Annotated in this window: 11 protein-coding genes and 1 riboswitch; of the genes, 2 read left to right on the top strand and 9 right to left on the bottom strand. The window is 70.9% G+C overall.

The features are described from left to right. Positions 1-73 precede the first annotated feature (73 nt). The 3 genes from cobN to cobW form a co-directional block, all read right to left on the bottom strand. A complete protein-coding gene (gene cobN, locus GLS40_RS00055) occupies positions 74-3805 on the bottom strand; it encodes a cobaltochelatase subunit CobN (RefSeq protein ID WP_160380564.1) in 3732 nt (1243 codons plus the stop codon). 408 nt (positions 3806-4213) lie between these two features. Continuing rightward, positions 4214-4672, bottom strand: a complete 459-nt coding sequence (locus GLS40_RS00050) for a GNAT family N-acetyltransferase (protein ID WP_160380563.1) — start codon at positions 4670-4672, stop codon at positions 4214-4216. Then, on the bottom strand, positions 4669-5736 hold the full coding sequence (gene cobW / locus GLS40_RS00045; RefSeq protein ID WP_160380562.1) for a cobalamin biosynthesis protein CobW: 1068 nt from the start codon (positions 5734-5736) through the stop codon (positions 4669-4671). The genes GLS40_RS00050 and cobW overlap by 4 nt, the downstream gene beginning before the upstream one ends. A gap of 39 nt (positions 5737-5775) precedes the next feature. On the opposite strand from cobW, the gene GLS40_RS00040 reads away from it, so the two are divergent. Continuing rightward, complete coding sequence (locus GLS40_RS00040; protein ID WP_235905726.1) at positions 5776-6099, top strand: DUF1636 family protein; 324 nt, start codon at positions 5776-5778, stop codon at positions 6097-6099. 1 nt (position 6100) lies between these two features. On the opposite strand, the gene GLS40_RS00035 is transcribed toward GLS40_RS00040, so the two are convergent. The 3 genes from GLS40_RS00035 to GLS40_RS00025 are packed head-to-tail and all read right to left on the bottom strand — an operon-like array spanning position 6101 to position 7481. After that, the gene (locus GLS40_RS00035; RefSeq protein ID WP_160380561.1) at positions 6101-6601 is read right to left on the bottom strand and encodes a hypothetical protein; all 501 of its coding nucleotides are present in this window, start codon (positions 6599-6601) and stop codon (positions 6101-6103) included. A gap of 1 nt (position 6602) precedes the next feature. Beyond that, complete coding sequence (locus tag GLS40_RS00030) at positions 6603-7292, bottom strand: CbtA family protein (RefSeq protein WP_160380560.1); 690 nt, start codon at positions 7290-7292, stop codon at positions 6603-6605. A gap of 18 nt (positions 7293-7310) precedes the next feature. Further along, on the bottom strand, positions 7311-7481 hold the full coding sequence (locus GLS40_RS00025; RefSeq protein WP_160380559.1) for a CbtB domain-containing protein: 171 nt from the start codon (positions 7479-7481) through the stop codon (positions 7311-7313). 34 nt (positions 7482-7515) lie between these two features. After that, positions 7516-7732: riboswitch (cobalamin riboswitch) on the bottom strand. Between the two features lie 273 nt (positions 7733-8005). Here GLS40_RS00025 and GLS40_RS00020 point away from each other — a divergent pair. Continuing rightward, the gene (locus GLS40_RS00020) at positions 8006-11461 is read left to right on the top strand and encodes a chromosome segregation SMC family protein (protein ID WP_160380558.1); all 3456 of its coding nucleotides are present in this window, start codon (positions 8006-8008) and stop codon (positions 11459-11461) included. A 101-nt stretch (positions 11462-11562) separates the two neighbouring features. Here GLS40_RS00020 and GLS40_RS00015 read toward each other — a convergent pair whose 3' ends face one another. The 3 genes from GLS40_RS00015 to GLS40_RS00005 form a co-directional block, all read right to left on the bottom strand. Continuing rightward, positions 11563-12741, bottom strand: a complete 1179-nt coding sequence (locus GLS40_RS00015; protein WP_160380557.1) for a lytic murein transglycosylase — start codon at positions 12739-12741, stop codon at positions 11563-11565. Between the two features lie 107 nt (positions 12742-12848). Continuing rightward, on the bottom strand, positions 12849-13763 hold the full coding sequence (cbiB, locus tag GLS40_RS00010; RefSeq protein WP_160380556.1) for an adenosylcobinamide-phosphate synthase CbiB: 915 nt from the start codon (positions 13761-13763) through the stop codon (positions 12849-12851). An 8-nt stretch (positions 13764-13771) separates the two neighbouring features. Next, a partial coding sequence (locus GLS40_RS00005; protein WP_160380555.1) for an aminotransferase class I/II-fold pyridoxal phosphate-dependent enzyme occupies positions 13772-14540 on the bottom strand: 769 nt, incomplete at its 5' end.

The following is a 14540-nucleotide window of genomic DNA, read 5'->3' as shown; positions in this document are numbered from 1 at the left end:
CTGCCCCCCGCCGCACCCTCCGGGTGCGACTCCCCCCGAGGATATTTCCGGCCAGAGGAACTTGGAAGCCGGCTCAGAGCAGTCCGGCGATGCGCTGCCGTGCCGAGTTCGAACGCGGGGTCCAGAGGTTGCGCTCGATGGCCTCCTGCAGCCGCTCGGCGATCTCGCGCAGGGCGGCCGGGTTGTGTTCGGCGATGAAGTCGCGGGTCTCCTCGTCCTTCAGGAAGGCCTCCTCGACCAGGTCGAAATGATGGTTCTGCACCGCGCCGGTGGTGGCGGCGAAGGCAAACAGGTAATCGACCGTCGCCGCGATCTCGAAGGCGCCCTTGTAGCCGTGGCGCTTCATCCCGGCGATCCACTTGGGATTCACCACGCGGGAGCGCAGGACCCGCGAGATCTCTTCGTCCAGCGTGCGGATCACCGGGCGTTCGGGGCGGGAGTGGTCGTTGTGGTAGATCGGCCGGTCCTGCCCCTGCAGGGTGGCCACGGCGGCGGCCGCGCCGCCCTCGAACTGATAGTAATCGTCGCTGTCCAGCAGGTCGTGCTCGCGGTTGTCCTGGTTCTGCACGATGGCCTCGGCCTGTTTCAGCCGGGTTTCAAAGCCGGTGCGGTCGGCCTCGCCCTCGCGTTCGGCGGCATAGGCGTAAGAGCCCCACTGCAGGTAAGCCTCGGCCAGGTCGGCCTTGTCCGACCAGCCGCGCTCGTCGATCAGCGCCTGCAGCCCCGCGCCATAGGCGCCGGGTTTCGAGCCGTAGACCCGGGTGGCGGGTTCGCCCGCCCGCGTGCGGGCCGCGGCGGGGTTCATGTCTTCGGGTTCCTCCAGCGCCTGCACCGCGCGGGCGGCGCGGTCGACCAGGGCGATGAGCTGGGGAAAGGCGTCGCGGAAGAAGCCCGAGATGCGCAGCGTCACGTCGACCCGGGGCCGCCCGAGGATCGAGAGCGGCAGGATCTCGAACCCGGTGACCCGCCGGTTGGCGCTGTCCCATTGCGGCTTGACGCCCATCAGGGCCAGCGCCTGGGCGATGTCGTCGCCGCCGGTGCGCATGTTCGCCGTGCCCCAGGCGGTCAGCAGCAGAGCGCGCGGCCAGTCGCCCTGTTTCTGCAGGTGGGTCTCGATCAGCAGGTTCGCCGATTTCCATCCGAGCGCCCAGGCCGTGGGCGTCGGCACCGCGCGGCTGTCGACGGAGTAGAAGTTGCGCCCCGTGGGCAGCGTGTCGAGCCGGCCGCGGGTGGGCGCGCCGGATGGCGCCGGGGCGACGAACTGCCCCTTGAGGGCGGTGAGGAGCCCCGCCCCTTCCGCCGGGCCGCAGGCGGCGATGGTCGGGCGGACGGAGGCCCCGATCCCGTCCAGCACCGCCTGCGAGGCCGGGCCCGGCGGGGTCGCGCCGTCGACCAGGCTCTGCGCCAGCAGTTCCAGCCGCTCGACCGTGTCGCCCTGGCTGCGCCAGGGGCTCGGGTCGATATCGGCAAGGGCCGCGGGCCGTGCCCCGTCCCAGGGGGCGGCCATGTCGCAGTCGAGCGGATCGAAGGCCAGCCCCATATCCGCGGCCAGGGCGCGGGGCAGGGCGGCGTCCGCGCCCTTGCCGTCGCCGCGCGGGATGCGGGTCAGGGCGATGGCGAGGTCGCGCGCCAGGCTGCCCTGCGGGGACTGTCCAAAGACATGCAGCCCGTCGCGGATCTGCGCCTCCTTCAGCTCGCAGAGGAAGGCGTCGAGCTTTGCGAGGTCGCCCTCGCTGTCCTGGCCCGTCAGGCCCGCGTCCTTGTCGAGCCCGGTGGCCGTGGTCAGCGACAGGATCTCGCGGCGCAGGTGCTCGATCCGGCGGGGGTCGACGCCGGCGGCCTCGTAATATTCGTCCACCAGCGCCTCGAGGTCGCGCATCGGACCGTAGCTTTCCGCCCGGGTCAGGGGCGGGGTCAGGTGATCCACGATCACCGCCTGCGCCCGGCGCTTGGCCTGGGTGCCCTCGCCCGGATCGTTCACGATGAAGGGATAGACATGCGGCATCGGGCCCAGAACCGCCTCGGGCAGGCAGGTTTCGGACAGGGCCAGCGCCTTGCCGGGCAGCCATTCGAGGTTGCCGTGCTTGCCCATATGCACCACCGCATGCGCCCCCCAGTGGTGGCGGAGCCAGAAGTAGAAGGCGAGGTAATGATGCGGCGGCACGAGGTCCGGCGAATGGTAGGTCTCGGTCGGGTCGATGTTGTAGCCGCGCGCCGGCTGGATGCCGATCACGACATTGCCGTGGGTCAGGATGGAGAGCTTGAAGCAGGGTTCCGCGGCATCGGGGGCGGATGGAGAGCGGCCCTCCGGGGGGAGTTTTTGGGACGAGATGAAGGGATCCTGTCGCGCCTCGCCCCAGCGGTCGGTGATGCGTTGTTTCACCTCCCAGGGGAGGTTGGCGAAGTGTTTCTCGTAGTCGGCCAGGGGATAGGAGACGCCGCCCGCACGGGTGGCGCGGTCGGTCAGCCAGTTGGTGGGGCCGGCGAGGATTGCCTGCATCAGCGCATCGCTGTTGGCGGGTGCGTTTTCGACCCGGTAGCCCCCGGCGGCGAGCAGGCGCAGCGTTTCGACGGTGGAGGCGGGGGTGTCGAGGCCCACGCCATTGGCGAGGCGGCCGTCCTTGTTGGGATAGTTCGCCAGGATCAGCGCGACCCGGCGGTCGGGCGCGGGGGTCTGGCGCAGGCGGGTCCAGTTGCGCGCCAGTTCGGCGACAAAGGCGATGCGGTCGCCCTGGGCGCGGTAGGTGGCGATCGGGCACTGGGTGGCCTCGTCGAAATAGGCCTCGTCCTTGAAGGAGATCGCGCGGGAGAGGAGGCGGCCGTCGACCTCGGGAAGGGCCACGTTCATCGCGATGTCGCGCGCCGAAAGGCCGGTGAGGCCGGAGGCCCAGGCCTCTTCCGACCCGCCGGAGAGCACGACCTGCAGCACGGGCGCGGCATTGGCCGAGGCGGCCGTCAGCGGGTTCCCGGATCCGGTGTCGCCCTGATGCGGGGTGCCGGTGGCGAAGGCGGTGCAGTTCAGGATCAGCGCGGGCGCGGCCTGGGTGAAGAGGTGGTCGAGGGTGGCGGCCGAGACCGGGTCCTTGAGCGAGGCGACAAAGACCGGCATCGGGGCCAGCCCCGCGCGCAGCAGCGCCTTGACCAGCCGGTTGATCGGGTTGAGTCCGGCGCCCTGCACCAGCGCGCGGTAGAAGACGATGGGGACAACCGGGGCGCCCTCGGGCCATTGGGCGCGCAGCGTCGCGAGGTCGGGCTGGCTGGCGCCGGGCCAATAGAGACCCGCGCGCAGCAGCGGGCGGGGCGGGGCTGGCGGTTCGGCCCCGTCGAGCATGTGGCGCGCATGGGCGAGGAAGTTGGCGGCATTCTCGGGGCCGCCCTCGACCAGGTAGGACCAGAGCCGGTCGTAATCGGCATCCGGCACGGTGGAGAGCGCGCGGAGTTCCGCGTCGGGGTTGTCGTCGCCGGGCAGGGCGGCGAAGGGCACCCCGGCCTCGTGCAGGCGGGCCGAGAACTGGTCGAGCCCGTAGCGCCAGTAGCCGGCCCCGCCGAGCAGCCGCGCCACCACCATGCGCGACCCGGTGGCGCATTGGTCAAGGTGCAGGTCGACGGACATCGGATGGCGCAGGTGGGTGAGGTTCGCCAGGCGCAGGGAGAGGGCGCCGTCGCCGGCGGCGCGGGCCTCGGACAGGGCGGCGAGTTCGGTGTCGGCAGCCGAGATCACCACCAGGTCGGCCGGGGTCTGGCCGATGTCGACCGGCTCCTGTCCGTCGTCGTGGGAACCTGGGGTGGCGGCGAGGAGGTGCATGGGTCGGGCCTTCGGATGGTGGAGGGGGCGGGCGCCTCCGGCGGGAGTATTTGGGACGAGATGAAGCTGGGGGCCGTGTTGTGTCCGGGCGTCTGGCGGTTTGCGGGCGGTGGAGCCGCGGGGTGCGAAGTCGGGCGCTGCTGGTGCGGCGGTTGCGGCTGGTTCGGGGCCGGTGCCAGGTGGCGGGATGGCGCCTGGTGCCCCGGCGGGCCCGGGAGGGCGGGTGCCGGTGCTGGGCTGTGGGGCGCTCGGGTGGAGCCGTGGCCTCGGTGGACGGGCTGGTATGGCAGGGGGCGGGGCGTTGGTCTGGCAGGTGGCAGGCAGGTGGTTTGGCGGGGGGCGTTTCTGTCTTTCAGGTGTGCCGCGCGGGCCCGCCCCGGGCGGATGTCCGGGGCCGGGTCTGGCGGGTCAGAGCGTCTTGGTCATGAAGACGGAGGAGCCGTTGTCCACATAGTCGCCAAAGGGCGGGCAGCGGGTGTAGCCCATGCGTTGGTAGAGGCGGCAGGCGGCGTCGAGGAGCTCTCCGGTTTCGAGGTTGAGCACGGGGAGGGAGTCGGCGCGGGCCTGGTCTTCGATCGCCGCGATCAGCTTGCGGCCGATGCCGTGACCCCGGGCGGCCTCGTCGACATAGAAGCTCTTGATCTCGCCATAGCCGTCGCAGAGGCGGACCGCGCAGCAGCCCACGGGCCGCTCGCCGAGGCGGGCCACGAGGAAGCGGACATCGGGGCTGCGCAGGGCCTCATGCGACAGGAAATGGTTCTCCTCGGCCGAGTAGAGCCGGACCATGAGCGCCTGGCTTGCGTCCAGCAGGGCGGAGGCGCCGGGGTCGAGCGGGTCGCCCGGCGCGATGGTCACCACCTCGCTCATGCCGAAAGCGCCGCCGTGATCGCCTCGCGGTCCAGGCCGGCCTGGCCGATGACGACAAGGCGCGTTTCGCGCGGTTCGGCGCCGAAGGGGCGGTCGAAATAGGTGTCGACGCGGGGGCCGACGGCCTGCAGGGTCAGGCGCATCGGCTTGCCCGCGACGGCGGCGAAGCCCTTGAGGCGCAGGATGTCGTGGCTGCGGATCGTGTCGGCCACCTGTTCGGCAAAGACGCCGGCGTCAGCGATCTCGGGGCGGGTGACGATGAAGGTCTCGAACTCGTCATGCCCGTGGTCGTGGTCATGATCGTGGTGGTCGTCGTCCTCGTCATCGTCGTGATGATGATGGTGGTGCACCTCGTGCCGCGCCTCGGTATCGGCCTCGGCGGCGGCGGCCATGCCGAGCAGCACCTCCACCGGCAGGGCGCCCATCGAGGAGGGGATCACCTGCACGCCGGAGCGGGCCCCGTCCTTGAGACCGGCGAGGATTTTCGCGGCCTCCTCGGGGCTCATCAGGTCCGACTTGTTGACCACGACCATGTCGGCGCAGGCAAGCTGGTCCTCGAAAAGCTCGGACAGCGGGGTCTCGTGGTCGATGCTGTCGTCGGCGGCGCGCGCGGCGGCCACGGCCCCCTCGTCATGGGCGAAGCGGCCGTCGCGCAGGGCGGGGCCGTCGACCACGGTGACCACGCCGTCGACCGTCACCCGGGTCGAGATGCCCGGCCAGTTGAAGGCGCGCACCAGCGGCTGCGGCAGGGCCAGGCCCGAGGTCTCGATCACGATGTGATCGGGGCGGTCGGGGCGGTCGAGCAGCTTTTCCATGGTGGGGATGAAATCTTCGGCCACGGTGCAGCAGATGCAGCCGTTGGACAGCTCCATGATGTCGTCGTCGGTGCAGGCCTCGGAGCCGCAGCCCTTGAGGATGTCGCCATCGACGCCGAGGTCGCCGAACTCGTTGATGATCAGCGCGATCTTCTTGCCCTTGGCGTTGGACAGCATGTGGCGGATCAGCGTCGTCTTCCCGGCGCCGAGAAAGCCGGTGATGATCGTGGCGGGTGTCTTGGTCAGCATCTTTGGGCTCCGGTCTTGAGCGTGGGCACGGCGGGGCGTATGCCCGGGACCATGCGGCATGTGATTTCGATCTGCGGGGACTGCGAGGGCGACGGGGCGGCGCTGGCCGCAGCCGTGGCCGCGCGTGATCCCGGGGCCGAGGTGCGCGTGGTCCCCTGCATGAACCTGTGTTCCCGGCCCGTCACCGTGGCGGCGCGGGCCGAGGGAAAGGCGGCATATCTGTTTGGCGGCGTGACCCCGGACGAGGCCGAGGCGGTCGCCACCTTTGCCCGGATGTACGCGCAGGCGCCCGACGGGGTGATCGCCGACGCCCGCCCGCTGGGGCGGCTGAGGCTCTGCCTGATCGGGCGGATCCCGGCGTAGTTCATTCCACCGTCACCTGATAGGTCGCCTCGATCGGCTGACCGTCATGGGCGAGCTGTTCGTGGCTGTTGGCGTTCAGCGTGATGCGCACCTCGGCCGGGCCGGGCTTCAGCCCCGCGATGTTCACCCAGGGACCGTAGGCGCGCAGCTCCTTGACGCCGTTGACGTAGATATGGGCGTGGCCCTCGCCGGGGGTGGCGGGCCCGTTCACCTTGTCGGGGGCGAAGGCGAAATTTTCCAGGCTGATATGGATGTTCAGCCCGCCGCCACCTTCGGGCATGACCTCGGCGCTGACCGAGGGGACCGGGGTCCCGGTTTCGATCAGCTTGGAATGGTCGTGCCCTGCCATCGCCCCGTCCAGCGGGCCGTTGTCGTCATGCGGCGCGCCGTGGGCGGAGTGGTCATGCGCCATCTCGGGGGCCGGAGCGGCCTGTGCCAGCAGAAAGCCCAGGCCGGTGCCGAAGAAGAGCCCGATGACCAGCATGAAGAGCGTGTTCTTCACCTCAGGCCTCCTGTGCCTGCATCGTGGCCTCGCGCTGCCAGAACCAGCCGGCGAAGAGGCCGAGCAACGTCCAGGCCGCAAAGCCGACTCCAAGCGCGCGCGCGGCGAAGAGGCCGGCGAGTTCCGGCGGCACCGGGCCGACGAAGGTGTCGGGATGCGGAGCGCCGATGACCTGCGGGGCCAGGATCGCCAGCGCGCCGATCACGCGCGGCACCGGGCCGGTGCCGAAGGCGATGAGCCAGAGCCCGATCCCCGTGGCCGCGACGGTCGAGAACCACCAGACCTGCCGCGCGCCCAGATCGGCGGCGGCGCTGCCGGGCAGTTCCGGCGGCAGGCCGAAGGCGGGGGCGAGGTGCACCGCGACGAAACCGGCGATGCCCCAGAGCAGCCCGGCCCGCGGCGTGATCTCGACCCCGCGCAGGGCGGCCAGCGCCATCGCGGCGACCAGCAGCATGGCATAGCCGCAATAGATCAGCGTGGCGAAGAGGATGCTGAGCATGTCGCGCACCGGGTCGAAGGCCCAGGCGACATGGGCGGAACTGCCCTGTCCCGCAAAATGCACGACCTCCCCGGACTCGTAGAGTTCGGAGGCCAGCAGGACGGGTTGCACGAATACCAGTTGCAGCGCGGCGGCAATCAGCCCCGCTGCAAACCCAGCGAACAACGCGCTGGTCAGAACCTGTCTGAACATCTGACTGTGGTCAGGCCGTCAGTGGCAGGGGAAGCCGGTGGCGTGGCGCGTGTCATGCGCCGCATCATGCAGGGTCGCGGCCTGCACGTGGCCGGCAAGGGTCACGATGCCCAGGCCAAGGGCGAAAACGGCGGCGATGCCCAGGATCTCGGTACGGACGAGGCCTGCGGATTTGCTCAGTGCGGTCATGTCATATCTCCTTTGCCGTCAACCCCGACGGCGGATGGGTTTCGATCGCATGGCCGGTCTCCTGGCTTGCGGGTCAGTGCCGGCCCTCGCCTTCCCGGTTTCCCAGTGGCGTCCGAGGGCCCGCTCTCCGCTTCACAGTCGCGGGGGCGGCTGCGGCTGTGGATCCCGGGTTGGGTCGTCCATTCCGCATTCCCGATTATTCCCCGGACGCTTTGCGCCCTTGGCGGGGAACCATACAGCTACCGTATTGCGCCCTCGGGGCCGCCTGCGTCAAGGGCGAAACGGGGCGGCGGCAGTGCCGCGCCGGGCAATGCCTGCAGCGCAGGCGGTCCGCCCGATGGGCTTGCGGGCCGGCATGATCCTGCCGGACTCGGGGCGAATTGGCTGCTTTGGCGCAATATCTTGTGGATAACCTAGGTCGCGCAGCCATATGGAGCGCGCTTGGCGTTGACTCACAGGGGGTGCATCCGCAGGCTGCCCTGTACCACCGGAATCATCCATCCGGACTCACAGGGGACCGCCGCGTGCGTTTCAGCAAGCTCAAACTGACCGGCTTCAAAAGCTTCGTCGATCCGACCGATCTGATCATCCATGATGGTCTGACCGGCGTCGTCGGGCCCAATGGCTGTGGCAAGTCGAACCTGCTGGAGGCGCTCCGCTGGGTGATGGGCGAGAATCGTCCCACCGCGATGCGGGGCGGCGGGATGGAGGACGTGATCTTTGCCGGTGCCGCCAGCCGCCCGGCGCGCAATTTCGCCGAGGTGACGCTGCAGATCGACAACTCGGAGCGTCTGGCCCCTGCGGGGTTCAACGACACCGATCAGGTCGAGATCGTCCGCCGGATCACCCGGGATGTCGGGTCGGCCTACAAGGCCAACGGCAAGGATGTGCGGGCGCGGGACGTGCAGATGCTGTTCGCCGATGCCTCCACCGGGGCGCATTCTCCGGCGCTGGTGCGGCAGGGGCAGATTTCCGAGCTGATCAACGCCAAGCCCAAGAACCGGCGCCGTATCCTTGAGGAAGCGGCGGGGATCTCGGGCCTGTACGCCCGCCGGCACGAGGCCGAGCTGAAGCTGAACGGGGCCGAGCAGAACCTGGCGCGGGTCGACGACGTGGTGGAACAGCTGGCCGCGCAGATCGCGCAGCTGGAACGGCAGGCCAAGCAGGCCGCCCGCTACCGCGCCATCGGGACCGAGCTGCGCCAGGCCGAAGGGCTGCTGCTCTATCGCCGCTGGTGCGAGGCCGACGAGGCGCGCACCGCCGCCGCCGCCGCCCTGCGCGAACGCACCTCGGCCGCCGCCCAGGCCGAGACCGGCGCGCGCACCTCTGCCAAGGCGCGCGAGGCGGCCGAAGAGGGCCTGCCGCCCAAGCGCGAGGAAGAGGCGATTGCCTCGGCCGTGCTGCAGCGTTTGCAGGTGGAGCGCGACACCCTGGCGGAGCGGGAAAATCGCGCCGTCCAGGCAATCGAGGCGCTGAAATCAAGGATTTCGCAACTTTCCCGCGATATCGAACGCGAAGCGGGGCTGAACCGGGACGCCGGGGACACCATCGCCCGGCTGGAGGATGAGGCAAAGGAGCTGGCCGCCGCTGGCGAAGGGCACGGCGCCGCGCTGGAGGCTGCCGCCGAGGCATCGCGCGAGGCCGCCGCCCTGCTGCAGGAGCGCGAGGACGAGCTGTCGCAGCTGACCGAGGACGTGGCACGCCTGGCCGCGCGCCATCAGTCGGCGCACCGGTTCCTGGACGACAGCCGCAAGATGCTGACCCGGTCCGAGGCAGAGGCCGAGAAGGCGCGCGACGCGGTGAAGCAGAGCCGCGCGGCGCTGCAGGCCTCGGCCGAGGCGGCCGAGACGGCCAGGGCCGACGAGGAAACCGCCCAGGGCACCGCGGCCCGGGCGGAAGAGGCGCTGGTGTCGGCGGAAACCGCCCGCGCCGACACCCAGTCGCGCGAGGCAGAGGCGCGGGCGCACCGCTCCGCCGCCGATGGCGAGGTCAATGCGCTGAGGGCCGAGGTCTCGGCCCTGGCCCGGCTGGTGGCCCGCGACACGGCCGAGGGCGGGCAGGTGCTGGACCTGGTCAAGGTCCGCCCCGGCTATGAAAAGGCGCTTGGCGCGGCGCTGGCCGATGACCTGCGCGCGCCGGTGGTGGATGCCGACGGCCCGTCGGGCTGGACCCGGCTTCCGGGTTATGGCGCGGGGCAGGAGCTGCCGCCGGGCGTGCAGTCGCTGGCGAATTTCGTGACCGTGCCCGAGGTGCTGGAACGACGCATCTCGCAGATCGGGCTGGTCGACCCGGAGGATGGCGCACGGCTGCAGGCGCAGCTGAAACCCGGCCAGCGGCTGGTGACCACCGAGGGCGACCTGTGGCGGTGGGACGGCTACCGCGCCTGGGCCGAGGATGCGCCTTCTGCTGCGGCGCTTCGCCTGCAGCAGCTCAACCGACTGGAAGAGCTGAAGCAGGAGCTTGAGCGGGCCTCGAACCAGGCCGAGGGCGCGCGGGCGGCGCATGAGCATCTGGCCAAGCGTCTGGCCGACCTGGCCGAGGCCGACAAGCTGGCCCGCCAGGCCCGCCGCGATGCCGACCGGCTGGTCGCCGATGCCGCCCGCGCGCTGAGCCGGGCCGAGGCCGACAAGGCGCTGGCGGAAAGCCGGCTGGAAAGCCTGGGCCTGGCGGTCACGCGCCACGAGGAAGACGCGATGATGGCCCGCAAGCAGACCGCCGAGGCCGAAAAGGCGGTGGCGGAGCTGGGCGACCTGGACGCCGCCCGCAATGCGGTGGAACAGGTCAAGATCGCCGTCGAAGGCGCGCGCATGGCGATGATGACGCGCCGCGCCGGCCATGACGAGTTGCGCCGCGAGGGCGAGGCCCGGACCCGCCGCGCGGGCGAGGTCGACCGGGAACTGGGCAACTGGCGCAACCGGCTGGACAGCGCCGGCAAGCGGGTTGGCGAACTGGCCGAACGCCGCGACGAAAGCGAGGCGGAACTGGCCGAGGCCGCGGATGTTCCCGCCGCCATCGCCGCCGAACGCGAGACCCTGGCGAGCGGGATCGAAACCGCCGAGGCCCGCCGCAAGGCCGCCGCCGACGCCCTGGCCGAGGCCGAGACCGTGCTGCGCGAGGCCGTGACCGCCGAGCGCGAGGCCGAACGCGCCGCCAGCGACGCCCGCGAGGCGCGCGCCCGTGCCGAGGCGCGCTCTGACGCCGCCGACGAGGCGGTGACCGCTGCCGCCGAACGGATCGCCGAAGAGCTGGAGCTGTCGCCCAGGCAGCTGCTGGAGGAACTGGCCGTCGACCCCGAGGGGATGCCGGGCGTCGAGGCGATCGAGGCCGAGGTGAACCGCCTGAAACGCCAGCGCGACTCGCTGGGCGCGGTGAACCTGCGCGCCGAGGAGGACATGAAGGAGGTCGTGGGCGAACACGCGACCCTGCTGAGCGAAAAGTCCGATCTGGAGGAGGCGATCCGCACCCTGCGCAGCGGCATCGCCAGCCTGAACCGCGAGGGGCGCGAACGGCTGCTGACGGCCTTCGAACAGGTGAATTCGAACTTCTCGCTGCTCTTCACCCACCTCTTTGGCGGGGGCGAGGCGAGCCTGATGCTGGTGGAAAGCGACGATCCGCTTGAGGCCGGGCTGGAGATCATGTGCCAGCCGCCGGGCAAGAAACTGTCGACCCTCAGCCTGCTGTCCGGCGGCGAACAGACGCTGACCGCGCTGGCGCTGATCTTTGCCGTCTTCCTGGCGAATCCGGCGCCGATCTGCGTGCTCGACGAGGTCGACGCGCCGCTGGACGATGCCAACGTCACCCGCTTCTGCGACATGATGGACGAGATGTGCCGCCGCACCGACACCCGGTTCCTGGTGATCACCCACCATGCGGTGACAATGGCGCGGATGGATCGGCTGTTCGGCGTGACCATGCAGGAGCAGGGGGTCAGCCAGCTGGTTTCGGTCGATCTGAAGAAGGCCGAGGCGCTGGTGGCCTGACCCCGCGCGGTCCGGCCGCGCGGTGCTTTGCAAACCCGGGGCGCGGGCCATTCCGGCCCGGTGGCGCGGGCGGGGTCCGGCGGGATGAACCGCCGCCCCGGTCAGAGCCGGTTCAGCAGGTCCGGCGTCGGCCAGGCGTCGGCCGGCAGGCCAAGCTGCTGCTGCACGGACTGCACCGCCTCGCGCGTCTTTTCCCCCAGGATCCCGTCCACCGCGCCAACGTCATAGCCCCGGGCAATCAGCTTTTGCTGCAGGGTCTGCATCTGCTGGCCCGAAAGGCCGGGATCGGGATTGCCCGCGTCAAAGACCGGCGCGCCCTGCAGGCGGGTGGCGAAATAGGCCGCCGTCAGCACATAGACAAAGCTGCGGTTCCATTCGAAATAGACGTCGTAATTGGGATAGACGAGGAAGGCCGGCCCCTTGCGCCCCTGCGGGATCAGGATCGAGGCGGGCAGCCCCGGCGCCAGCAACTGGCCCGACCGGGGGCGGACCCCCAGGCTGGTCCATTCGGCGGCTGTCTTCTTGTGATTCAGCCCGGTCTGCGCCCAGTCGAGCCCGGAGGGAAGGGTGACCTCCTGCAGCCAGGGCTCGTTCGGGCGCCATCCCAGGTGACGCAGCATCTTGCCGCCCGACATCAGCGCATCGGGGGGTGATCCCTTCAGGTCGACATGCCCGTCGCCATCGCCGTCGACCCCGTTTTCCAGGATATCCTCGGGCAGCATCTGGACCATGCCGATTTCACCGGCCCAGGCACCGGTGGTGCGGGCCGGGTCGAAATCGCCCTTTTCATAGAGCGTGAGCGCGGCGAAAATCTGGGGGCGGAACAGCTCGGGGCGGCGGCAGTCGTGGGCCAGGGTGACCAGCGCGTTCAGCGTGTTGAAATCGCCCTGGAAGGCGCCGTAATCTGTCTCGAAGGCCCAGAAGGCCAGCAGCACACCGCGCGACACGCCGAATTCGCGTTCGATCCGGTCGAATGTCGCGGCCTGCTGTTTCGCCTTGGACAGCCCCGTGTTCAGCCGGTTGGCCGAGATCAGGCGGCGGGCAAAGGTGGTGAAATCCAGCTGGAACACGCCCTGAGCGCGGTCGGCCTTGATCACCTTGGGATCCTGGCGGACCCCGGCGAAGAAGCGGTCGGCAGCGGCGGGGGCATGGCCGCGCTGGATCGCCTCGGCCTTCAGCCCCGCGACGAACTGGCCAAAGCCCCCGCCGCATTGCGCCAGGGCCGGGCCAGAGGCGGCGCAGGTCAGGAGAAGGGCAGTGACGATGGAGCGGAGGGTCATGGCGGCCTCGGGGTTTGTGCAATCGCCGCACCGTAGCAGTCTGGCGCGCATCGGCAATGGCGCAGGGCTGGCCCGGCAAAGCCTCGCGCAGTCGTGAGCGCGGGCGGTCAGGCGAGCCAGAGCAGGGCGCTCGCCACAAGCATCACGGCCCAGACCCGCCAGAGCGCCCCGACGGCGGCGTCGATCCTGTCGGGGCCGGGCGCGCGGTCGCCCTGGGGAAAGACCCAAGGGAAGTCCTGCATCCGCCCGTCATAGGCGCGCGGGCCGGACAGGGCGGTGCCGATGGCGCGCGCCATCGCCGCCTCGGGCCAGCCGGCATTGGGCGAGCGGTGGCGGCGGCCCTCGGCCAGGATGTCGCGCCAGTGGCCCAGCCCGCCGTGAGTGCCCGCCAGGATCAGCGCGGTCAGCCGGGCGGGGATCAGGTTCAGCAGGTCGTCGGCCCGCGCGGCGGCCTTGCCGAACCGTTCGTAGCGGTCCGTGCGGTAGCCGATCATGCTGTCGGCGGTATTGACCGCCTTGTAGATCGCCAGCCCCGGCAGACCGGCGACGAGGAACCAGAAGGCGGGGGCGATGACCCCGTCCGACAGGTTTTCGGCCGCGCTCTCGATAGCGGCGCGGGTCACGGCGGGGCCGTCCATCGCGGCGGTGTCGCGGCTGACGATGCGGCCCACGGCGCGGCGCCCCTCGGCCAGCGACATGCGCAGCCCGTCAGCGACGGCGCGCACATGGTCGACCAGCGAGCGCTGCGCCAGCAGGATGGCGGCGGCGGGAATGATCGCCACCGGCCCAAGCTGCTGGATCAGCCAGCCGATTGCCCCGGCAACGGCAACGATCGCCAGCAGCGTCAGGATCCCCGCGGCAAGGCGTTGCGCCCCGGTTCCGCGGTTCAGACGGCTCTCCAGCCAGCCGATGCCCCGGCCCATCAGCACGGCGGGATGCGGCAGGCGCGACCAGAGCCAGCCGGGTTCGCCCAGAAGGGCGTCGAGCAGCAGGGCAAGGGTCAGCAGTCCGGCGGTGTCCATGCCCGCGCTCAGCCCGCCAGCGCCTGTTCCAGCCGGTCCCAGCCCGACGGGCCGGGCAGGCCCAGGCGGATCAGGGTTGGCGACCAGGGAAAGATGCGCGTCCAGATCCGATGCCGGGCCAGGCGGTCCTGCAGGGCTGCGGCATCCGGGGTCTCGTAAAGGCGGAAGAGCGGGGTGCCCCCCGCGACCCGCGCGCCGGTGCCGGTGAAGGTGCGGGTGAGCAGACGGTCAAGGCGCGCCGCGTCCTCTTGCAGGCGCTGGCGGGTCGCGGCGGCCCAGTCCGGATCGCTCAGCGCGGCGGTGCCGATGGCCAGCGCGGGGCCCGACACGGGCCAGGGGCCAAGCTGTTCGGCAAGCCTCGCGATCAGGGCAGGGTCGCCGATGGCAAAGCCGAGGCGCAGGCCCGCAAGGCCCCAGAACTTGCCAAAGCTCTTGAGGATCAGCCTGCCGGGCCGGGTCGCCGCGCCGATCAGCGAGCGCGAGGGATCGGTGTCGCAAAAGCTTTCGTCGACGATGCTCAGCGCAGAGTCCGGTGCGGCGGCGTGCCAATGCCCGGTCGGATTGTTGGGATGCACGATGACCGAGGCCCGCGCCCCTGGCATGTCCTGCGGCGGGCCGACCTGCCAGCCATTGGCGGCAAAGGCGGCGGCGTGTTCGTTGTAGGTCGGCCCGGCGATGGCGGCCCCGGCGGCGGGGGCCAGCGAGGGGATGCGCGCGATCAGGGCCGAGGCGCCCGGCGCGGCCAGCAGCGCGGCGGCCTCGGGCACCGACCAGAAG

The organism is Pseudooceanicola pacificus, assembly GCF_009789075.1.
Classification (GTDB): domain Bacteria; phylum Pseudomonadota; class Alphaproteobacteria; order Rhodobacterales; family Rhodobacteraceae; genus Pseudooceanicola; species Pseudooceanicola pacificus.
This window is presented reverse-complemented; position numbering and strand designations above follow the sequence as displayed.

Coding starts and splice junctions, on each gene's coding strand:
- cobN (WP_160380564.1), bottom strand. CDS start 3,805: ATGCACCTCCTCGCCGCCACCCCAGGTTCCCACGACGACGGACAGGAG.
- GLS40_RS00030 (WP_160380560.1), bottom strand. CDS start 7,292: ATGTTCAGACAGGTTCTGACCAGCGCGTTGTTCGCTGGGTTTGCAGCG.
- GLS40_RS00050 (WP_160380563.1), bottom strand. CDS start 4,672: ATGAGCGAGGTGGTGACCATCGCGCCGGGCGACCCGCTCGACCCCGGC.
- cobW (WP_160380562.1), bottom strand. CDS start 5,736: ATGCTGACCAAGACACCCGCCACGATCATCACCGGCTTTCTCGGCGCC.
- GLS40_RS00015 (WP_160380557.1), bottom strand. CDS start 12,741: ATGACCCTCCGCTCCATCGTCACTGCCCTTCTCCTGACCTGCGCCGCC.
- cbiB (WP_160380556.1), bottom strand. CDS start 13,763: ATGGACACCGCCGGACTGCTGACCCTTGCCCTGCTGCTCGACGCCCTT.
- GLS40_RS00040 (WP_235905726.1), top strand. CDS start 5,776: ATGCCCGGGACCATGCGGCATGTGATTTCGATCTGCGGGGACTGCGAG.
- GLS40_RS00025 (WP_160380559.1), bottom strand. CDS start 7,481: ATGACCGCACTGAGCAAATCCGCAGGCCTCGTCCGTACCGAGATCCTG.